The sequence below is a fragment of the Maribacter sp. C-4077 genome (genome assembly GCF_055378385.1).
This window is the reverse complement of record NZ_AP038807.1, coordinates 1,613,745-1,634,647: the sequence shown is the minus strand read 5'-3', so window position 1 is coordinate 1,634,647 and position 20,903 is coordinate 1,613,745. Positions and strand designations below refer to the sequence as shown.

The window sequence follows — 20,903 nt, the reverse complement described above, 5'->3', positions numbered from 1 at the left end:
ATATTTTCTAAGTACCGTATTTTGATAATTAAATCTTGATCGGTTCCTTATTACTTAGGTTGATATCTTCCAACATGGTGTCCGTAAACTTATAATGTCCACGGGTAGTAATGATTCTAAATCGGTTGGACTTCATCCTGCTCAAGGTATCCAGGAACAACCATTTGGTTTTTAACAGACGGGGCTTTTCGGATTTTAGGCTGATATCAAAAAAGTACTTTCGCCCGTTTTTAACGGCAACGATGTCCGGCGTAATTTTTTCGTCGGCACCTTTCCTACTATAGGATTTGGGCTTTTCGTAGCCTTCCAAATCTGCCTTGATATTTTCAAAGCCCGTGGCTTCCAAATGATGTATGGACTTCTCTAAAAATTCCGTGTTTTCTGACTTATCTAATTTTACCATACTCGTTAAGATAACAAAAAATAGGAGAAATCCAAGAATTAAGTACTGATTAACAGGTTTTTAACCTAATGGAGCTAAACTTTTGGCAATTCCGTTGGAAAGTAGGTAATCCAATTTTAGAACCAGGTTGAAGGGTTGCTCAGATTTATTGTTTTTGGAATGGTACAAATAACCGGCCGTTTTTGGGTTTAATTCCTGTATCTCCATCTTTCCATGAGGGACCATACCCTTTTGATAATAATCGAACAATGAATTTCTTGTCACACCCATTGCCTCCAAAAAGGCCACCAATTTGCTTCGGTTCACAAAAGTGACCTTGCATGAGGTATACTTGGCGGGTTCGTCTTCGTAGATGGCGGTTACCAAAGCATAGAAATCGGTTTTTTTGGCCGAATCAAAAAGCCACCCCTCCTTAAGCACACCGTTTTTCAGATAATGGAGTTCAAAGGCAAAGGTGGGCAGGTCCTCGTTGATATAATCCAATTGGGCCTTTTCATCTACCAGAAAGGTTTCTTTCGTTGTTCTATGTTTATAGATCACATCAACGCCCCGCAATTGTTCCTGTAGACTTTGGACCCGTTCAAAATCGTAATGCCTCAACCATTTTGAATAATAGGCGTCCAACAATTCCGAGAGTCTTTTTTCCTTTCCAAGGTCCGATGTAAAAGTACTCTTCAAAACAGGGAATTACGGATTGATTTTTTTGAAAAGGACTTCTCCTATTTTTGAGATGATACCAACTACCAAGGCGTTCCCCATAAAGAAGGCCCTTTTGGTATCGCTAATGCCCTTCAATTGGGTATGATTGTCCGGGAACATGTTCAAGCGTTCCAATTCCATGGGCGTCAAACGGCGCAGGCCTTTGGAGGTTTGAACCACATGCTTAAATCGCGACGGACTTTTTCCGCCCTCCCCGGTAATGATCGTTCTCGAGGCATTGTCCAAGGCATCGGGGAACACCATGGCACCCTCACTATAATTGTAATTGAATCCGTTTTTAGCGGTGCGCACCTCCTTTTTAGCCCCTTTTAAATACTCCCATTTTGCCACATCTTGTTCATCAATGAAATATTCCCTTGGAACAGCGTCTTTTTGAAGCACATCCCCAAGGACCATTTTTACATCATCATAATCGGCCTTGGTCTTTAAGGTGGTGACTTTTCCTTCCACAAAGACCCCTGTATTTTCAAAAGGCGACAGTTTTTGGCCCTTGTTAAAGTTTTCGGACAGCGAGACCAAATCACCTTCAATCAAAAACTCTTGGGACTTGGCCGAGTCCACGTGGGCGGGAAAGGCATCGGCCAAAACACCCTCCTGTAGCATCCATGTTTCGGCACCCGACTTTTTCAGTTTTTTATACATTTCCGTGCTTTTATGATAGCCCAGAAAAAAAATGCGCCTTCGCCGCTGGGGCATCCCATAATCCGCCGCATTGATAACGCGCCATTCCACGGCATAGCCAAGTTCCTCCAAACTCTTGAGCATGATGGCAAAATCCCGCCCTCGTTGGTTGGAGGGAGATTTTAGCAAGCGGTCCACATTTTCCAAAAACAGGTATTTGGGCGGGCGTTTTTTTTCGGATAAAATCCGATGGATGCTCCACCACAACACCCCTTTTTTTCCGATCAATCCCTTGGAGTTTTGCAGAGTGGTCGCTACGGAATAATCCTGACATGGGAATCCGCCCACCAATACATCGGCATCTGGAATTGTACCCGTTGCCACTTCGGAAATATCGGAATTCACGTGGTTTTCAGTTCCAAACCGGGCTTCGTACACCAAGGATGCATGCTGGGTCTTGGTGCTGGGTTCCCACTGATTGCTCCAAACCACTTCAAAATTCCCGGTGTGCTCCAATCCCAGACGAAAGCCGCCTACTCCGGCAAAAAGTTCTATTACACGTAATTTGTTCACACCTTTAAATTTAGCCCAACAATTATATTTAAAAATCTTCTTTCAGGGCTTCTTTGGGGCTAATGTAACCAAATTATACAATGAGATCCAAGTACTATTTCAACTAAAAAGGACGGGATTCTTTACTTTTACAAAAAAACCACATGCATTATTTCACCAAGATCTTAATTATTCTTTTGCTATTAGTCCTAGGGTGCAACACCGAAGAGGGCGTAAACGAAAATTTAGAGGCTTATATTGAAGCAATACAAAAGGAACACGCACCCGATAAAAGGGTTGCGTTGTTCAACATAGAAAGCAAGCATTCTGCAGATGGTTGGACCCTTGTTGGTGAAACCAACCTTCCCGATGCTGTTAGTGCCCTCAAAGAGAAATTGAACGAAGCGAGTGTGGCATATACCGATAGCATTAGAATCCTACCGGACCCAAGTTTGGAAGGCAAACACGTTGCCTTGGTGACGAATTCCGTCGCCAATTTACGAAGCGAGCCCAAACACTCGGCCGAGCTTTCCACACAGGCCACTTTGGGAACCCCGGTAAAAGTTTGGAAAAAGGAAGGAGGATGGTACTATATTCAAACTCCTGATAAATACTTGGCTTGGGTAAATTCCGGCGAAATCTCGGTAATGACCGATGCCGAATTGGAGGCTTGGACAAACCTGAAAAAGATTATTTATACGAATACCTATGGGCATGTTTTTTCGGGCATCGATGCTCAAACACGGGTATCCGATTTGGTGGCTGGCAGTATTTTAGAAACAACCGGGGAAGGTATGGATTTTTATTCGGTTCGTTTCGCTGATGGCCGGGAAGGATTCGTAAAAAAGGAAGAGGCATCACTATATGACACTTGGTTGGGCACTCTGGACCGGAGCCAGGAATCCCTTGTGGCGACTTCCAAAACCCTCATGGGCGTACCCTATCTTTGGGGAGGCACATCTACCAAGGGCATGGATTGCAGCGGCTTTACCAAAACCATCTATTTTTTAAACGGGATGATTATCCCAAGGGATGCCTCTCAGCAAGTAAATGCGGGGATTCCTATTGATTCTACAAAAAGCTTTGACCAGCTTCAAAAAGGTGATTTGTTGTTTTTTGGACGGAAAGCAACGGATTCCACCGCTGAAAAAGTGGTACATGTAGGTATGTGGATTGGCAATAATGAATTTATCCATGCATCGGACCGAGTACGCATCAGCAGTATGGACAAGGACGCAGAAAACTATGATGAATACAACCTAAACAGGTATCTACGAACGAAACGTGTTTTTAAGGAACAGGACGCCCTATTGATAGATTTGGCCCAAACGCCCGTGTTCAAGGATTGAAATTTCAAAGCATCGTTTTGATTTTTTCCCAAAAAGACATGATTTTCAAATAGGCCCTTGGTTTTTGTATATTTATTGGAACCGCCAAAGAGCATAATTTTTGGATCTTATTCCAGGTTGTTTGGTAAACCGATAACCATTGAAAACCTTCCGCCGATGAACCATTTACATACAACACCCAAAAGGTATTTTCCCTTTCTGACCCCAATCTTGTTTTTTACGCTTTTTTTGGGATATTCCCAAAAACCCCAAGAGGCCAAACCGCCCAATATTGTCTTTATGATTGCCGATGATTGGTCCTATCCCCATGCTGGGGCTTATGGGGATGCCGTGGTGCGCACCCCCACCTTTGATGGTTTGGCAAAAAACGGGGCCGTTTTTGAAAATGCCTATTGCGCCGCACCTTCCTGCTCCCCATCGCGGGCAAGCATTTTGTTGGGAAAATATCCGCACCAACTGGAAAGTGCCGGAAATCTCTGGTCGGTGATACCGTCCAAGTTCACCAACTGGATGCGTTTGTTGGAAGATTATGGGTATCATACTGGGAAAAGCAGAAAAGGGTGGGGCCCCGGAGACTTTGAGGCAGGGGGTTACAGCAATAACCCGGCGGGAAAGGATTATGAAGATTTTGATGTGTTTTTGGAAGCTAGAGGTAAGGATCGGCCCTTTGCCTATTGGTTTGGGAGCCAAGACCCGCACCGGGACTATGAAACCAATGCAGGGGCAAAAACAGGGATGGACGTAAATAGGGTGTCCGTCCCCGAATTTTTACCGGATGTTTCCTGTGTCCGGAACGATTTATTGGACTATTACTACGAAGTGGAGCGTTTTGATAGGGAGTGTGGCAATATACTTGCCAAACTTCAACGAGAGGGGCTACTGGAAAACACCCTTATTTTCATGACCAGCGATAACGGCATGCCGTTTCCCAGGGCCAAGGCCAACCTGTACGATTATGGCACCCGTATGCCTTTGGCCATGTACTGGAAAGGGCACATAGAGGGCGGGTTGCGCATTAAGGAGTTTGTCAACTTCGTAGATTTTGCGCCCACCTTTGTAGAAGCCGCCGGGTTGCCCCGGCAAACCGAATTTAGCGGGAATTCACTGTTGCCGCTATTTGATACGGAAGCTACGAAGGCTGGCCAAGACATGGTTTTCTTGGAACGGGAGCGCCACGCCAATGTGCGCAAGGGGAACCTAAGTTATCCGTCGAGAGCCGTGCGTACCCATGAATATCTATATATCCGTAATTTTGAACCGGACCGATGGCCGGCCGGGGACCCAACGGTGCATCAATCCGTAGGGCAGTATGGCGACGTTGACAATTCCATCACCAAATATCTGATCATGCAAGGCAAAGGGAACCCAGAAAAGGAAGCTTATTTTGAATTGGCTTTTGGGAAACGACCAGAAGAAGAGCTCTACATTCTTGAAAACGACCCCTACAATCTAAGGAACGAAGCCAATAATCCAAAGTATGCCTCGGCACTGAACCTCCTGCGAAAACATTTGACATGCTGGATGGAAAACACGGGTGACCTGCGCGCCAGGGAACCCCGGACCAATTATTGGGACGAGGTTTTATATACCCCAAACTATCAAATGGAAAACAGGGAAATATCCACAGAAATCCAAGCGTACAGGCAACTTGTACGAGACGGTGGCGTTTTTAAGGAAGTAGGCTGCTTAGAATAATTGCTTGATTTTTTGAGCCGTTAAACATTTCGGCTTGATTTATTAAAAACAAGGTCTAAATGGGCCTCATCCGGTTTGCGATTTTTGGTCATAAGACTTACAACCACATAGGTCAGCATGGACAACAAGAAGGCCGGAATGATTTCGTGAACGTCTATTAAGTCCTCGTAATTAAATCGGAATACAAAGCGCCAAACAATATTCGTTAACATTCCCACGACCATAGAGCTTAAAGCGCCCATATCCGTCCCCCATTTTAAATAGAGTCCCCCAAAAATGGCCGGAAAAAAGCTTGCCGCAAATACGGCACCTGCAAAGGCGGTTAGCTCCACAATTCCTGCAATTGGGTAGAGCGTCAACAAGAAAACGAACATACAGTAAATCGCCATGAACCATTTGGTCCTGGGAATTATCTTGGATTCTTGCATCGGCTTGGCCACATGCCAAATATCCTTGACGAAGGCCGTTCCTATGATGATGATAACAGAAGCCAAGGAGGACATTCCCGCGGCAAACAGACCTGCCACACAAATACCGCTTACCAGTTTATTATCAAACTTATCCAACATAAATCCTATAACTTCATCCGTATGATTTATGAGATAATTGGCCTCTTCCGGGGTTGCCATACCGTGTACCAAAGCGCCCAGACCCATGACACACACCAAGGAAATTCCTAGGAAAACAGGTGTCCATATCATGGCGAACCGCATGCTTTTAGTGTTGTTGACCGAGTAAAAACGGATGAGGTTTTTGGGTTCCGAAATCTGTTTCATACCCACGGAGAGCCCGATACCCAAGATATACAGAAACGAAACCAACTCCCCAAAAGTCACCAATCCAGAATTTATTGGGGCGCCCGCTTTGGACAAGTGGTCCGTGTTTGATACCACCTCGAAAAGATTGTCCACGCCACCCACGTACATAAAAGGAATGGCCAACATCAAAATGGCCACCCCGAACATGATGATACCCTGTATGGCATCGGTCCAAAGCACGCTGTACATACCGCCCCAAATGGTATAGGCGCAGGTTACGGCAATAATGGCAAAAGATCCATATTTATAGGGAATATCCAACACGGACGTAAGCACGTGGGCGCATCCTTTGGCGATGCCTACCATATACCAAAGTGTTGCAAAGAGGATGATAACGGCGGAAAGCACCCTGATCGTCTGTGCCAAGGAACTCTTATACCGCAGATGAAAATAATCTGGGATGGTGAACGACTTTAACCGTGCAGTCTGAAACCGCATTTTGGGCCCCAGTAATTGCCAGGAGACGACACAAAAAAAGGTCCAAATAAAACCCATCCAAGCCCAGGAAAGACCCAGCTCAAAAGACTTCCCTGCCTGACCGATATAGGTGTTCGTACTGGCCGATGTGGAAAAGAAGGCCAAGGAAATCACCCATCCCGGGATTTCCCTTTTGGCAACATAAAAACCTTCAACGCCTTCCGATGCTTTCTTTTTAAAAAACCACCCGATGTAAAGACAACCGCCCACATAAAGGGCCGTTAAAATAAGGGTTACGTAGTGCTCGTAGAAGTAGTCCATCAGTGCTCCGGATTATGGTCGTTTTCCTCTACGTGAATATCCCTATTAAGGACCAACGCTGCGTTGATGATGACTAGAATTAAGATGCCGATATATGGAATCCAGGTTAAAAAATCCATGGTTTGGTTATTTGGTTTAAAACAGTTTTTTTACCTCATTTTTGGTGACCTTGCCCAGGACGTTTCTGGGCAGCTCCCGTTGCATTATGTATTTCCTCGGAATTTTATATCCGGGCATTTGGGTCTTTAGCCAAGTATTCAACACGTCCGTTTTTATGGCTTCGCCGGACGGAACCAGGCACGCTGCAATGACCTCGCCCCACTCTTCATCGGGCAGGCCAACTACGGCACAATCGGCAATTTCCTCATGCTTTCTTAGTATATCCTCAATTTCCAAGGCAGATATCTTATATCCGCCAGACTTGATTATATCCACACTGTCCCTGCCAAGGATTTTGTAAAGTCCGTCGTTCAGCATACCGATATCGCCCGTAATGAACCAACCGTCTTTAGTAAAGGCTTTTGCCGTTGCATCGGGTTTTTGCCAATATTCCTTGAACACACTTGGTCCCTTAATCTGGAACTCTCCCGGTTCGTTGGCCCCTACAGGATTGTTCTCCTGGTCAACCAAGCGCATTTCTACCGTTGGCAAGGGCAAACCAACATGGCCAGGCCTACGTTCCCCGCGATAGGAATTGGAAAGGCCCATGCCAATCTCCGTCATTCCATAACGCTCTAAAAGGGTTTGCCCCGAAATGGTGCGCCATTTTTCAAGTACGGGCACCGGTAAGGCGGCAGATCCAGAGACCATCAGTCGTAGTTTGGAGGCCGCTTCGGACATTTTTTTCCTTTCCCCGTCGCTGGCATGATCCCAAAAGGCAATCAGTTTGTAGTAAATCGTCGGCACGGCCATAAAGAGCGTAAGCCTACCCGAAGTAATGATTTCCCAGACTTTTTCATCGTTGAACTTCGGCAAAAATTCACAACAGGCGCCACTCCATAGCGTACAGCTCATCACATTGATAATCCCATGGACGTGATGTAAGGGTAGAATGTTCAAAATATAATCGTCTTTTTCCCATTCCCAGGCATTTACTAAAGCCGTAATCTGCGCTTCAATATTGGCGTGCGTGGTCACGACGCCCTTAGGTTTGCTGGTAGTGCCGCTGGTGTACAAGATCATGGCCCTTCTGCCTGGGGAAAGATTGGGAAGGGTTGCTTTTCTGGCCACCAAAACATCTTCCATAGGAACCACGGAAATACCCAACATTGCCTCCAAGGGCCTTAAAAAGTCCACATAATCCTTATGGGCAATGACAATTTCCGCTTGGGTATCCTCCAGCACATATTGAATGGAGGGCAAAGGATGTAATACGCATAGGGGAACCGCGATGCCTCCCGCTTTCCAGATTCCCCATTGAATGGCGGTATATTCAAAAGAAGGAGGCACCAAAAAGGTAATTCTACTCTCATTTAAATCGGTGGAATTACCTAACAAATTAGAAGCTACAGCATTGGAAGAAGCAATAAGCTGGTCATAGCTATAATCTTGATTGTTGGAGGATATAGCCTTTCTTTCACCAAAACTTTTGGCGCGCTCAAATAGTGTTAACATCGTTGGTCAGTTTGTTCTTAAGCCATTAGGGCAGGGCAAAGGCAATGATTTTATTCCCTTTTTTGGTACCGAGTTTTTCCCCGCCACAGGCGATGGCAATATACTGCTTTCCATTAAATTCGTACATGGCCGGTGTGGCAAATGCTGGCGCGGGCAATTCATATTCCCAAAGAAGCCCCCCATTTTCTTTATCGAAAACCCTAAAATAACCATCCCGTGTTGCCGCAATGAACAGCAGTCCGTTTTTGGTCACCACGGCACCGCCATAATTTTCAGTTCCGGTTCCTATACCTTCATCCCCCAACTCCGGGGTATTGCCAAAGGGAATGGACCATTTAAAGTTGCCGGTATTCAAATCGATGGCATGCATCGTACCCCAGGGCGGTGAAATCCCCGGCAGTCCATTGCTGTCCAAAAACTTGGTGTATCCGGCATGTTTGTAACGTTCCTGAACGGTGTCTTGGGGTACATTTTCCGAAGCAACGGAATGTTTTATTTCCTCATCGAATAGAAAGGCTAGTAGGGCCTCCATTTCCTCTTTTGAAAGCTGGGGAAATCCCGTCATCATGCCCTTTCCTTTGGTAATTATCTCGGCCACTTCGTTTTTGTTTTTTCGGAGCTGCAGGTCGAGCAAACTGGGATATCCACTTGCGGCATATCCTTTTCTATCTGCTTGATGGCAGGTAACACAATATTTTTGATAGGTAGCCTCTCCCAAAGGGCCGTCGAACACATCGCCGGTATTTTCGCTCATTAGAAGTGTCCAGGCCATCTCATTGGAATTCACGTACAGAATCCCGTCTTCCGGATCTACGGAGGCCCCGCCCCATTCTGCTGCCCCATCGTAACCGGGCAGTAATAAAACGGGTTCTGTATTTGGAGGGGCATACTGACTTTTGCTTGCAGATCTAAATTTTGATGCCAACTCCTCCTTGTTTTCGGCAAAAGGGCTGATGTCCGCTTCCGTTAGGTCTTGGGATTGCCGTGCAAAAGGCTTTGGAAGTGCCGGTATGGGTTGGGTGGGCCAGGTCTCTTCCCCTTCCAACATCGATTTGGGCACGGGCACTTCTTCAATGTCAAACAAGGGTTCCCCGGTCAATCGATTGAATACAAATACATATCCCTGTTTGGTCACTTGGGCCACGGCGGGTATTTTTTTACCCTCCCGTTCCACCATCAACAGGTTGGGCGGAGCGGGCGGGTCACGGTCCCAAATATCATGATGGGTAAACTGAAAGTGCCAAAGCCGTTCTCCCGTATTGGCATTTAAGGCCAAGAGCGAGTTGGAAAACAGGTTCTGTCCAAGCCGGACACCTCCGTAAAAGTCGGGAGCGGCGGAGCCCGTGGGCACATATATGATTTCAGCCTCCTCGTCTACAGCCATACCTGCCCAGTTGTTGGCGCCGCCCACAATGGAACTCTTATAGGTTGTGGAATCTTGCCATGTTTCGTGGCCAAATTCCCCAGGATGCGGGATGGTGTGAAACGACCATTCCAACGCACCTGTAACAATGTTAAACGCCATGATATCCCCAGGAGCGGCCCCTGCTCCTTCGGAAACCCTTAGCGGCATGACGATTAAATCCTTAAAAACAGTGCCAGGGGTATTGGAAATGACGAACTTGTTTTCAGCGCTTTTAGGCATACCGGAACGTAAATCCACCTTACCGCCCGAACCAAAAGTCGGGATGGGTTTCCCAGTGCGTGCGTCCAGAGCGAATAGGAAAGCACCTCGAGTACACAGTATTCGTTTATCCTCACCTTTGGACCAATAGGATACGCCCCTGCTTGTGGAATGCCACACTTTAACGGAATCCCCAAACTGCCAGATTTCTTCTCCCGTCCCGGCATGGAGCGCCACTACCCGAAGTGCGGCCGTAACCCCACAGAACATGGAATCCACAACGATAGGATTCATCTGCATTTGCCCCCAATCTTCGGATTCATACGTCCAAGCCACTTTGAGGGATGCAACATTTTCTTTGGTAATCTGCGACAATGTGGAAAAATGGGTCCTTCCCGCATCGCCCAAATAGGAGGACCAAGTAGTATACTCTTTTTGTGCAGGTGCTTCCTTTACATTTTCTTCACAGGAACCTATTCCCAATATCAGAAGCAATAGACCGATTATTTTGAGCGACTTCATAAAATGAATGTTTGCTTTAAAGGTAGCCAAATCCTAAAAATAGGCGGACAAAATTCTTTTTACAGGAGGCTTATAGGAAGCTCCAAAAAGGTTGAGGTGGACAAGGAGATAGTACAATTGATACAAATCTGTTCGTTCTTCTTCACCTGGTTCGGGAGGAATGATTTCACGATACGAATTGTAAAAGGAATCCCCAAAACCACTAAAAAGACGGGTCATGGCAATATCCACCTCATGATGGCCATAATAGATGGCCGGGTCTATTAAAAACGGAATACCATCCTTTGAAATCAAAAAATTGCCGCTCCACAAATCGCCATGTAACAAAGAGGGTTTTACGTTGGGAAAGAAGTTGTTGCACACCGCAACCATTTTTTCTCTTGAAGGGATATCGGTTTTCGCCAAGAGTCCCTTCTCAAATGCCAAATGTAGCTGAGGAAGGAGTCTTTCCTGCACATAAAACGAAGTCCAATCCAAATGTCTTCTATTGGATTGATCCAAACTGCCGATGAAATTGTTTTCCTCCCACCCAAATGTCCGGCTATTGGATAATTGATGTAATTGGGCCAGTTGGCGGCCAAAAAGCGCCATTTCTTTTGAAGTTGCCGTCTTACTTTCAACATATTCCATCAGGAAAAAAGCACCTGCTTCATAGGGTTCTACATGAAAGGACCGCGGGGCGGCGATCGTATTGGTTTTCAAGAGTTCCTGGAGCCCATTTTTCTCGGCATGGAACATTGCAAGGGCCTTGTTTTGCCCGTTTATTTTGCAGAAGAATTTTTCGGTTTCGGATTCCAAAAGATAGGCCCTAGAGAAATCCCCTCCGGAAATTGGGGAAACCTGCTCTATTTTTGTGTATAGCAAGTAGTTTAGATATGCAATAAGTTCTTTGTCCAAACCCGTTTATAATTTTAGGGCCATGCCCTTTCTTGCTATTTGAAAACCTTCCTGCAACACTTTTTTTGTTTGCGGAGCATCGGGATTCAACAAAGGGTTCGTATGGTTGAAATGAATGAAGTAGACCTTGTTTCTTTCGGATTTGGGATAATCTTTGAACGTTACCATGCTTTCAATGACAAAGGGATGGGGAATTTCTGAGATGTCCCTATAATTAACCTCTTCGGCATCGAAAAAAGTGGCATCTATCAAGGAATAGTCCACAGTTTTGATTTCTTCCCGAATGTCCTTTTCCCACTTTTCCCATTTGTCTATATCCGGAATAAACAACAAGGTTTTGTTGGGACCGATAATCTTATATCCCACGGTCTCTGAATACTCGTCCCGATGCGGAACGACAAAAGGAACGATGGCCAATTGCTCCGATATTTGAACCGATCTTTCATTTTCTATTGGAACAAGCCTGATATTTTTAGTTGCCACCAACTGTCCCCAAGGCCCATTTTCCGTCAAAAACCGATGCATTCTGGGCATGGCATATACCGGAATGTTTTTGGTGTTTGCAACTTCCTTGCCCAAATACATAAGACCACCGTAATGCCCAATATGGGCATGGGTCAGAAAGATACCGTCTGGGTAATCATTTTGCCTGAAAGGCGCCATTTCGCGCAATGCCCTTATTTGGGCCGGCAGGTCTGGAGTGGCCTCGATAAGAATTGTTTGGTTGTTATTAAAATCGACGACACCCAGGGAAACGACCTTTCTGGAATGGTCACCTTTTTCAAAAAGTTGCGCACAACATTCTTTTTCACAACCTATGTGCGGACTTCCCCCGTCCTGGACCGTTCCCAAAACGAATACTTCCACGCCTTCCTTGTCATTGGCGACAAACGAATGCTGGGCAATGCTCAGGTGGGGTAGAAGGAAAAGAAAAGCGATATTTAAGCAACGAAACCTCAACCTTTTATTGGGATAAAAATGCCCGAATATCCTCCGACAGTTTTTTTAGATCCGGCTCATGGGTGTACATCATGTGGCCGGCCTCATAATAGTTCATGGTTACCCTATCTGTGACAATGCCATTTCTGGCAAAGGTATATTCGGCATCAAAAAAAGGCGTTATAAGATCGTAATAGCCGTTGGCTACCATCACCTTCATTTCTGGGTTACGCCTCATGGTTTCTCCAAGAAACGGGGCCGTGTTTACGGGCATTGGCTCCCAATAGGCATCATCGGGAGCGGTGCGCCATCGCCATCCCTCGCCACCTCCGGAAGTGATGTAGGGCCGGTCCATGTTAACTTTTAAATCGGTCGCAAAATAATGGTTGATCCCTGCGGTATAGGCCGCACCAATTTGATAGCTTGCCGGATCTCCCAAGTGGGGACTTTCGGCTACGTCATCAGCCTCGTCGCCCATGAATCTTCCGTCCAAACGTCCAATCGCCAAACCTTGATCCTCCAAAAGTTTTTTCTGGAATCGTTCCACAAGAACGCGCAGGTTGGACCTAAGGATGTAGTCTTTGTCCAAACCAATAAAATAACTGAGCTTCTGGGCGATTTCATCCTTTTCGGCATTGTTCAATAGATTGCCCTTGTACAGGGCCTTGGTGTAATCGCCATAGGTAAACTCCCTGCACTCTTTTACAAAGGCTTCCAGTGTTTTTCCTTCCCCTGCTTTTTTATGGTACCAAGCCGTGGCGGCCATACTCGGCAAATAGGTGATGTAGGAGGTAATGTTATAATGGATAGAGGTGGAGCCGGCATAATCCAAAGCTTGGGAAATAAGGATCATACCGTTGAGCGCCATATTTTGACCTGAGCCCTCCAAGGCCTTTCCCAAATAAGCGGCCCTTGTGGTACCGTAACTTTCACCTGCCAAATATTTGGGAGAGAACCAGCGCCCGTTGTCCGTGACCCATTTCCTAATAAATTGGGCAAATGAGGCAACATCCTCGTTAAGTCCGTAAAAGTCCTTACCCTTGCCTTTGCCTACCAACCTGCTATACCCCGTGCCTACGGGATCTATAAATACAAGATCGGTAAGGTCTAAAAGGCCATGTTCATTGGCCACAAGATCGTAGGGCGCGGCCCCATCGTCTTTCTTGGCTTCTGAATCCACTTTTATGATTTTGGGCCCAAAAAGCCCCATGTGTAGCCATAGGGAAGCGGAACCCGGCCCGCCATTGAAGATAAAGGTAACCGGTCTCTTTGTTACATCACCAATTGGGTTTTTGGTATAGGCTACGGACCAAAATGTGGCTATGGAGTCGCCTGCTTTATTGGTCAAAAAGGTTTCCTTGCCCGTTGCTGTATAACTGATGGTCTTTCCTCCAAACACCCCTTGATGGAGGGTTTCAAAACTCTTGGCATCGGGAATGGGTTTCTGGTCTTGTTCCTGGGCATCGGATTGGGAATGAAGGGTTATACCTGAGATAAAAAACAAGAAAAAAAGTACTATTTTATGCATAAATGTCGGGCTATTAAATGGTATTTGAAAGGTAATCATTTCATTTAAAAATTGTTGTACATTTCAGGGCTAAACCTAACCACTGAATTGTATGTCGCAATTCGCCAAACCTTTGTCACAGCGCCTGTACTCCTTGGATGTTTTCAGGGGGCTTATTATGTTTCTTTTGATTGCCGAAGCTGCGGGTTTTCATGAAAGTTTTGCCGGTTTAACGGAAGAGTCCTCCTTGTATCCTTTGGCCCTTCAATTACAGCACCATCCTTGGAACGGTCTTCGTTTTTGGGACCTTATACAGCCTTTTTTTATGTTCATCGTTGGGGTGGCCATGCCATTTTCCTTTAAAAAGCGATTGGCATCTGGAAACCGTTCCGAATTGAATAGGCACATCGCCATGCGATGCCTAAAGTTGTTCCTATTTGGGGTGTTATTGCACTGTGTCTACAGCCATGGTCCGGTATGGGAACTATGGAATGTTTTGGTACAGTTGGCATTTACAATCCTGATTGCCTATGCCATTATGCGTAAAAGTGCCACCTTTCAAATAGGGTTTTCAATTTTTCTATTGGTGCTGACGGAAATTTTATACAGATCTTATAACCCAAATGCTCCCTATGCCCAAGGGCATGAAACCTTTGGCTCCTGGGTCGACCTATTGGTGATGGGGAAGGTAAACGGCGGATATTGGGTATTCATAAATTTTCTTCCAACTGCCGCCCATACCATCTGGGGCGTTGTATGTGGTCAACTATTGCTGAACCCTACTGCCCAAACAAATAAAGTCAGGAACTTTCTTCTTTGGGGGGTGTTGGCCACCGTTCTAGGTTTTGCACTCGACTTTTTTGAAATTACACCGATCATCAAACGTATTGCGACCTCATCGTTTACCTTGGCATCTGGCGGAATTTCAATTTTAGCGCTTGCCTTTTTTTATTGGATAATCGACGTGAAAGGATACAAGAAAAACTGGCTTCAATTTTTTGCGGTCGTTGGCACCAACTCCATTTTCATCTATTTGTTCGCTGAGACCTTTGGTCATTTGATATTCAGGGAATTCGACATTCTTTGGAACACAGGTCTTTTTCATGCCCTAGAGGCGTATAAGGATTGGATATTGGTTTTGGAATCATTGTTAATTCTCCTATTTTTATGGTATATCACGTATTATCTGGACAAACGAAGGATTTATTTCAAAGTCTAGAAACGGGCAGGGACCAAAAAACATCCATCATGCAAAAACATCGACGATCCATAAATCAAATGCTAAGACAAGGTCTATTTGCGTTGCTTGTCATTTTACTGTCTGGAGCCAGTTCTTGGGCCCAAAAGCCTTATGAAGGAAAGACCTTGTTGGCGGTTTTTGCCCACCCTGATGATGAAAGTACGATATCCCCCATACTGGCAAAATATACCAGGGAAGGCGCCAAGGTGCACTTGGTGGTCGTAACGGACGGCAGGTATGGCACCAACGATTTCCATGACCATAAGGCGGGGGACGAACTGGTGGTTACACGAAGGGAAGAGATGCGCTGCGCAGCAGAATTGTTGGGCGTTGAACTGACACATTTAAACTTTCATGACCAACTTAGGGCAGCAGAGGGCTATGACGGCCATGTTCCCCACGCCAGGGAAATGGTGAAACAATTAAACGATATTGTAGAAAAAACCAAGCCCGACGCCATCATCACGTGGGGCCCTGATGGCGGTTCCACACACATGGACCATAGACTGGTTGGTGCCTCCATTACACAGGTGTATTTAAGCAAGGATTGGCAAAAGCCCATGTCGCTATACTTTTATGGAACACCGTTGGACAACATCGATGATGCCGATGGAAAAGTTCTAAGAGGGCAGGCAAGCAAATATTTAAGAACGAAAGTTCCCTACACCGATGAAGACCTGGAAATGGCCGCTAAATCCTACCGATGCCACTACAGCCAAATCGACCCCATGCTAACGGAAGCCGATTTTATGGACCGTAAGTCAAAAAATGGGAAGTTCGTTTACCTACGAAAGTTTGAAGCCCCAAAATCCGATTCCGATTCGGTTTTTGAATAACATACCAAAAACCATGAAATGCATCTTTCCAAGATAAAACGGTTGTTTACATATTTTATAGATTGGAAAACGTATCTGGTTTTGTCCATTTTGTTGACAGTTAATACCGATGTTATTTCACAAGAAACTACCGACACCGGTTGGACCTCTCTTTTTAATGGAAAAGACTTGACCGGATGGACCGCCAAAATCCACCATTATGATGTTTTTGACAACTATGGGGATACTTTTAGGGTGGAGGATAGCATCATAAAGGTCAGATATGACCAATATGAGGGCTTGTTCAATGATCGCTTTGGACATCTGTATTACGACCAACCGTATTCCTATTTTCACCTATCCATGGAATATCGTTTTGTAGGCGACCTATTTCCGGGTGCTCCGGACTATACCCTTTTGAACAGTGGGGTCATGTTCCACTCCCAAGACCCTAGAACGATTCTTAAGGAACAGGATTGGCCCATTTCCGTCGAGATGCAATTCTTGGCTGGTGTGGAGGAAGGAAAAGAACGGCCCACAGGGAATATGTGCTCCCCTGGAACGGATATTTTCTACAACGGAAAGCTCGATCCCAATCATTGTGTCAATTCGATTTCCGACACCTATTTTGGCGATCAATGGGTAAAAGCGGAGCTTATCGTGTACGGGGATTCCTTGGTACAGCATATCATCAACGGTAAAACGGTATTGGAATATACAAAACCGCAAATGGGTGGTGGCGTCGTCAATGGGTACGATCCAAACATCTTTACACCGGGTACACCCTTGAAGGAGGGTTTTATAGCCTTACAAAGTGAAGGTCAGCCGATAGATTTCCGCAACGTAAAAATCAGGAACTTAAAGGGCTGTATGGACCCTCAGGCCGTCAACTATAAACCGTACTATGTTGAGCCGGACCCCAATAGTTGTGACTTCCGATAATTACCTATTTCCTAGGATACTGTTATATTTTGAGGAATTTTCCAGTAGTTCCGACGCCGCTAAAATAGCATCGTCATGGGACAGATAGTATTGATAAAGACCATCACGATAAAAATAGCGCTTGATTATTTCGTCCTCTAAATTTTTCTGGATTTCTTTTTGATACTTGTCCAGGGCATTGATCTTGCCTTTTTGAATATTGGCCAACAAGGTCTTGTAACTATCCTTTACTTCCTGGCCCAAAAAATCGTTTTCCGGACCGGAAAGTGCTTCGGTAATTGCTTTTTCCGCTTTGGTCTCAAAGGAAAAATCGCTTTCCCTTACAAAGGCCTTAAAGGCGTTAAAATCCGAATTTGAAAACTGAAAATCGCCTACATCGGCTACTTTATGGCTAAAGTAGTAATCCGTAGCATAGTCGAAAATGACATTGTTTTGCAGTAATGCCATGGTTAAATCGTTCGTTTTGACCGCGGCGATTTCAACATCGGGCAAGACGCCCCCGCCATCCTGAACCTTTCTTCCGTTCCTGGTCGTAAAATCATTGAATTGGGTATTTCTGATGGCATTGCCATTTTCATCCCGGTTCCAGTAATCCAAGGCCTGGATGCAACGTCCGGATGCCGTGTAATACCTGGAAATGGTCACCTTTAACTGCGTACCATAGGTCAATTTTAAGGGTCTTTGCACCAAGCCCTTTCCAAAACTACGGGCCCCCATAATGACTGCCCGATCCAAGTCCTGTAAACTGCCCGAGACGATTTCACTTGCAGAGGCACTGCTCCCATTTACCAAGACCACCAAAGGAATATCGGTATCCACGGGTTGGTTGCTTGTGCGGTATTCCCTATTGAATTTCTTTACTTTGGATTTTGTGGTCACCACCAATTCGCCTTTGGGAACAAATAAGTTTGTGACGTTTATGGCTTCTGACAGCAACCCTCCCGGATTGTCGCGCAAGTCCAGTACTATTTTTTCGGCCCCTTTTCCTTTGAGGTCGAGCAAGGCACTTTTTGTTTGGTCCGTGGCCTTGGCATTGAATTTTGACAAAACAATGTACCCGGTTTTGTCGTCTATCATTTTGTAGAAAGGCACGGCATCCACTTCAATTCCTCCCCGTTCAATGGTAGTACTGTTTATCTTCCCTTGTCGCTTGTAAATAATGTCCACGGTGGAACCTTCGGAACCTTTAAGAAGCTCACTGGCGTTGTCCTCAAAATCCGCCACCTTGATATCCCCTATTTGAATGATCTGGTCCCCGGTCTTTAAACCGGCCTTGTCCGCAGGATATCCCTGATGTGGTTCAACGATCAACAGCCTGTCCTTGTAGGTGCGTACCAACGCTCCAATACCGGAATATTCCCCTGCATTGTTTATTCGGTACGATTCTACATCCTGTTCGTTTAAAAACTTGGTATAAGGGTCCAAATCCTCCAGCATGTTCTTAATGGCGGTATCCATAAGTTCCGCAGGATTTGTCTCGTCCACATAGTTCATATTAAGCTCCTTGAAAAGCGTAGTGAAAATTTCTATTTGCTTCGCTATTTCAAAAAAATCGCTTTTAAAACTACTTCCAACAATAAGAAAAGTAAGGGCTAGAACGGGAATTACAACTCTTTTACGCACTAGTTTTTTCATGAATCCGGGCATTAAATTTCTCTAAAAGTAGCTTCATTTTGGACTCTATATCCACAAAAGCAGGCATTTCCTTTCCAAGGTATAAAAATAAAAACGCAAAGTTTCCTTGTGTATTGTTAAAAACCAGGCCTTTGTTCAATCGGTAGGACTCCCGTAGCAGTCTTTTGATTCTATTTCGATGAACGGCACGTTTGAAGTTTTTTTTTGGAACGGTCACCGCGGCTTTTATGCGAACATCTTGCTGAGCGGTTTCCAAATAGATAAGTTTAAGGGGGAATATGGAAAGACTTTTTCCTTCGGTAAAGAGTTGGCCAATACTTTTTTGGCTTTTTAGCTTCTCTTTCTTACCGAAGGAAACGTCTTTTTTTTGTTCGGGCACGTCCATTTTTTAGCACCAAGCCTTATTCTTCGGCTTGCCAGACATTGTTTTCCTCGTTGATATCCGCCATGAGTTGGGAGGGATCGATTACCATCGCCTGAATGTCCGAAATGGGCCTATTGATCGTAAAGTCATAGTTGGAATATGCCCAAGGCCAATCTGGCAACACGGTTCTTTCAATTTGCGGATACGGATTTTCCTTTTCGCCGCGCATCATCCGCAAGGGTGCATAGAATGTTTCTCGGCTGCCGTCTTGATATACCAACAATATGTCGATGGGCATTGGCATCAAGCCAATTCTTTCCATGGTGATTTTAGTGCCTTCACCTTCCGGTTCTACCGACTTTATTCCGTAATCTATCGTGTTGGTGGTCTGTGTCCAATCGGTCAAATACCAATCCAACTCCATTCCGGACACCTTCTCCGCGGTTCTTTTGATGTCATTGGGCACCGGATGCTTGAACTTGAAATCCTCATAGTATTTCCGGAGTGTTTCCATTAACTTATCCTGACCCATAACGTACCCCAACTGGGCAAGAAAAACGGCCCCTTTGCTATAGGCCGATATCCCATAGGCGAAATTAAGGTCATACCGATCCGCATGCGTGCTCATGGGCTGTTCCTTTCCGGAAAGGGCCAAATTATAATAGCTTTTATAGGAGTTTTCAAAAGGGTTTTCCTTGTTTTGCTCCCTGATCTCGTTGCTGCATAATGCCGATATAAATGAAGTAAACCCTTCATCCATCCATTCATGCTTTGCCTCATTGGTGGCCAACACATGCTGAAACCAGGAATGGGCCAACTCGTGGATCATGGTACCAATGACACTTCCGGGTTTGTCGCCACCCGTAATCAAGGTGGCCATGGCATATTCCATGCCTCCATCCCCCCCTTGGATGACAGAATATTGCTCGTAAGGATATGCTCCGATATTACGGCTGAAGAAGTTCATCGCCTTTTCGGTCATGGGCTGTACCGCTTTCCATGTCTCCAAAAACTTAGGATCGTTTTTATAGAAAAAGTGAAGGGTTGGGCCATCCTCCATTTGTAATGTGTCATGCACATACTCCAGGTCTGCCGCCCACATAAAATCATGGACCATGGGCGCCTTAAAGTGCCATGTTAAAGTCTTTCCCTTTTGTTTCTTGACCGATGTTCCCGGAGCTTCGTAACCGTGACCAATTTCCTGCGGATTTTGCAGATAACCGGTTCCACCAACAATATAGTCCTTATCCAAAGTGAGCTTTACATCAAAATCGCCCCAAACACCGTGGAACTCCCTAGCGATATATGGATCCGCGTGCCATCCTTCAAAATCGTATTCCGCTAATTTGGGATACCATTGGCTCATGGAAAGGGCTACTCCATCGGCATTATTACGGCCAGACCTTCTGATCTGAACGGGAACCTGACCTTTAAATGTCATTTCGAACGTCGTTTTACCTCCAGAGGGAATCGGCTTTGCCAAGTCCACGACCAGTACGGTACCTTCTTCATGGAAGCTTACGTTCGCCCCATCTTGGGTCAAGGATTCCACATGTAGGTATCCAATTTCACTTTCGGAAAGACCGGCGATACGACTTTTCTTGTCTTCCGTTATCATTCTTCTATCCGGATCTTGGATGTTTTGAAGTCGTATATCCATTTCGCTTCCAGGCTGGAACGCATTGAAATACAAATGGTAATATACTCGGCTCAATGCATCTGGGGAATTGTTCGTATACACGAGTTTTTGGGTTCCCGTATATTGATAGTTCTCAACATCCATGTTCACGTCCATGGTATAGTCCACATGTTGCTGCCAATACCCGGTCTGGTTTTGGGCTAAGGCCATGCTTACACAACCAAACAATAAAGTAGCTAGAAGTATTTTCTTCATCATTTTAATATTCT

At 45.4% G+C, this 20,903-nt stretch carries 17 protein-coding genes; 5 read left to right on the top strand and 12 right to left on the bottom strand.

Annotated features, from left to right (window positions below):
• Nucleotides 1–28: 28 nt before the first annotated feature.
• From ACZ41C_RS07090 to dcm, 3 genes are read right to left on the bottom strand one after another with little or no spacing between them, the layout of a single operon-like run.
• A complete protein-coding gene (locus ACZ41C_RS07090; RefSeq protein ID WP_464565151.1) occupies nt 29–403 on the bottom strand; it encodes a hypothetical protein in 375 nt (124 codons plus the stop codon).
• A gap of 60 nt (nt 404–463) precedes the next feature.
• Nucleotides 464–1,081: a hypothetical protein gene (locus tag ACZ41C_RS07085; RefSeq protein WP_464565149.1), complete on the bottom strand. Its 618-nt coding sequence runs from the start codon at nt 1,079–1,081 to the stop codon at nt 464–466.
• A 9-nt stretch (nt 1,082–1,090) separates the two neighbouring features.
• On the bottom strand, nt 1,091–2,317 hold the full coding sequence (gene dcm, locus ACZ41C_RS07080) for a DNA (cytosine-5-)-methyltransferase (RefSeq protein WP_464565147.1): 1,227 nt from the start codon (nt 2,315–2,317) through the stop codon (nt 1,091–1,093).
• Nucleotides 2,318–2,493: 176 nt separating this feature from the next.
• Between dcm and ACZ41C_RS07075 the strand changes: the two genes are divergently transcribed.
• Both ACZ41C_RS07075 and ACZ41C_RS07070 read left to right on the top strand, forming a co-directional pair.
• Nucleotides 2,494–3,645 (top strand): C40 family peptidase, encoded by a 1,152-nt coding sequence (locus ACZ41C_RS07075; protein ID WP_464565145.1) that lies wholly within the window; start codon nt 2,494–2,496, stop codon nt 3,643–3,645.
• 156 nt (nt 3,646–3,801) lie between these two features.
• The gene (locus ACZ41C_RS07070) at nt 3,802–5,340 is read left to right on the top strand and encodes a sulfatase family protein (protein ID WP_464565143.1); all 1,539 of its coding nucleotides are present in this window, start codon (nt 3,802–3,804) and stop codon (nt 5,338–5,340) included.
• Between the two features lie 20 nt (nt 5,341–5,360).
• Here ACZ41C_RS07070 and ACZ41C_RS07065 read toward each other — a convergent pair whose 3' ends face one another.
• The 6 genes from ACZ41C_RS07065 to ACZ41C_RS07040 all read right to left on the bottom strand — a co-directional run bounded on the left by ACZ41C_RS07065 (nt 5,361) and on the right by ACZ41C_RS07040 (nt 14,020).
• Complete coding sequence (locus ACZ41C_RS07065) at nt 5,361–6,896, bottom strand: sodium:solute symporter family protein (protein WP_464565141.1); 1,536 nt, start codon at nt 6,894–6,896, stop codon at nt 5,361–5,363.
• 135 nt (nt 6,897–7,031) lie between these two features.
• Entirely contained in the window at nt 7,032–8,510 is a 1,479-nt protein-coding gene (locus tag ACZ41C_RS07060; RefSeq protein ID WP_464565139.1) for an acyl-CoA synthetase, read from the bottom strand.
• A 25-nt stretch (nt 8,511–8,535) separates the two neighbouring features.
• Nucleotides 8,536–10,656 (bottom strand): c-type cytochrome, encoded by a 2,121-nt coding sequence (locus ACZ41C_RS07055; protein WP_464565137.1) that lies wholly within the window; start codon nt 10,654–10,656, stop codon nt 8,536–8,538.
• Between the two features lie 33 nt (nt 10,657–10,689).
• On the bottom strand, nt 10,690–11,553 hold the full coding sequence (locus tag ACZ41C_RS07050) for a fructosamine kinase family protein (protein WP_464565135.1): 864 nt from the start codon (nt 11,551–11,553) through the stop codon (nt 10,690–10,692).
• A gap of 6 nt (nt 11,554–11,559) precedes the next feature.
• Nucleotides 11,560–12,513, bottom strand: coding sequence for an MBL fold metallo-hydrolase (locus ACZ41C_RS07045; RefSeq protein ID WP_464565133.1), 954 nt, complete (start codon nt 12,511–12,513; stop codon nt 11,560–11,562).
• Nucleotides 12,514–12,517: 4 nt separating this feature from the next.
• The gene (locus tag ACZ41C_RS07040; protein WP_464565131.1) at nt 12,518–14,020 is read right to left on the bottom strand and encodes a S10 family peptidase; all 1,503 of its coding nucleotides are present in this window, start codon (nt 14,018–14,020) and stop codon (nt 12,518–12,520) included.
• A gap of 91 nt (nt 14,021–14,111) precedes the next feature.
• On the opposite strand from ACZ41C_RS07040, the gene ACZ41C_RS07035 reads away from it, so the two are divergent.
• Genes ACZ41C_RS07035 through ACZ41C_RS07025 form a run of 3 tightly spaced genes read left to right on the top strand, consistent with a single transcriptional unit; the run spans nt 14,112 to nt 16,996 of the window.
• Nucleotides 14,112–15,218, top strand: a complete 1,107-nt coding sequence (locus tag ACZ41C_RS07035) for an acyltransferase family protein (RefSeq protein ID WP_464565129.1) — start codon at nt 14,112–14,114, stop codon at nt 15,216–15,218.
• A 29-nt stretch (nt 15,219–15,247) separates the two neighbouring features.
• Nucleotides 15,248–16,075, top strand: coding sequence for a PIG-L deacetylase family protein (locus ACZ41C_RS07030; protein ID WP_464565127.1), 828 nt, complete (start codon nt 15,248–15,250; stop codon nt 16,073–16,075).
• An 18-nt stretch (nt 16,076–16,093) separates the two neighbouring features.
• Nucleotides 16,094–16,996 (top strand): 3-keto-disaccharide hydrolase, encoded by a 903-nt coding sequence (locus ACZ41C_RS07025; protein ID WP_464565125.1) that lies wholly within the window; start codon nt 16,094–16,096, stop codon nt 16,994–16,996.
• On the opposite strand, the gene ACZ41C_RS07020 is transcribed toward ACZ41C_RS07025, so the two are convergent.
• From ACZ41C_RS07020 to ACZ41C_RS07010, 3 genes are read right to left on the bottom strand one after another with little or no spacing between them, the layout of a single operon-like run.
• On the bottom strand, nt 16,997–18,631 hold the full coding sequence (locus tag ACZ41C_RS07020) for a S41 family peptidase (RefSeq protein ID WP_464565123.1): 1,635 nt from the start codon (nt 18,629–18,631) through the stop codon (nt 16,997–16,999).
• Nucleotides 18,612–19,010, bottom strand: a complete 399-nt coding sequence (gene rnpA / locus ACZ41C_RS07015) for a ribonuclease P protein component (protein ID WP_246160824.1) — start codon at nt 19,008–19,010, stop codon at nt 18,612–18,614. The genes ACZ41C_RS07020 and rnpA overlap by 20 nt, the downstream gene beginning before the upstream one ends.
• 22 nt (nt 19,011–19,032) lie before the next feature.
• The gene (locus ACZ41C_RS07010) at nt 19,033–20,889 is read right to left on the bottom strand and encodes a M1 family metallopeptidase (protein WP_464565724.1); all 1,857 of its coding nucleotides are present in this window, start codon (nt 20,887–20,889) and stop codon (nt 19,033–19,035) included.
• Nucleotides 20,890–20,903: the final 14 nt, after the last annotated feature.

Excerpts from the sequence above, each read along its gene's own strand:
- ACZ41C_RS07090 (WP_464565151.1), bottom strand. The coding sequence starts at position 403 with ATGGTAAAATTAGATAAGTCAGAAAACACGGAATTTTTAGAGAAGTCC.
- ACZ41C_RS07070 (WP_464565143.1), top strand. The coding sequence starts at position 3,802 with ATGAACCATTTACATACAACACCCAAAAGGTATTTTCCCTTTCTGACC.
- ACZ41C_RS07065 (WP_464565141.1), bottom strand. The coding sequence starts at position 6,896 with ATGGACTACTTCTACGAGCACTACGTAACCCTTATTTTAACGGCCCTT.
- ACZ41C_RS07060 (WP_464565139.1), bottom strand. The coding sequence starts at position 8,510 with ATGTTAACACTATTTGAGCGCGCCAAAAGTTTTGGTGAAAGAAAGGCT.
- ACZ41C_RS07055 (WP_464565137.1), bottom strand. The coding sequence starts at position 10,656 with ATGAAGTCGCTCAAAATAATCGGTCTATTGCTTCTGATATTGGGAATA.
- ACZ41C_RS07040 (WP_464565131.1), bottom strand. The coding sequence starts at position 14,020 with ATGCATAAAATAGTACTTTTTTTCTTGTTTTTTATCTCAGGTATAACC.
- ACZ41C_RS07035 (WP_464565129.1), top strand. The coding sequence starts at position 14,112 with ATGTCGCAATTCGCCAAACCTTTGTCACAGCGCCTGTACTCCTTGGAT.
- ACZ41C_RS07030 (WP_464565127.1), top strand. The coding sequence starts at position 15,248 with ATGCAAAAACATCGACGATCCATAAATCAAATGCTAAGACAAGGTCTA.
- ACZ41C_RS07025 (WP_464565125.1), top strand. The coding sequence starts at position 16,094 with ATGCATCTTTCCAAGATAAAACGGTTGTTTACATATTTTATAGATTGG.
- ACZ41C_RS07020 (WP_464565123.1), bottom strand. The coding sequence starts at position 18,631 with ATGAAAAAACTAGTGCGTAAAAGAGTTGTAATTCCCGTTCTAGCCCTT.
- ACZ41C_RS07010 (WP_464565724.1), bottom strand. The coding sequence starts at position 20,889 with ATGAAGAAAATACTTCTAGCTACTTTATTGTTTGGTTGTGTAAGCATG.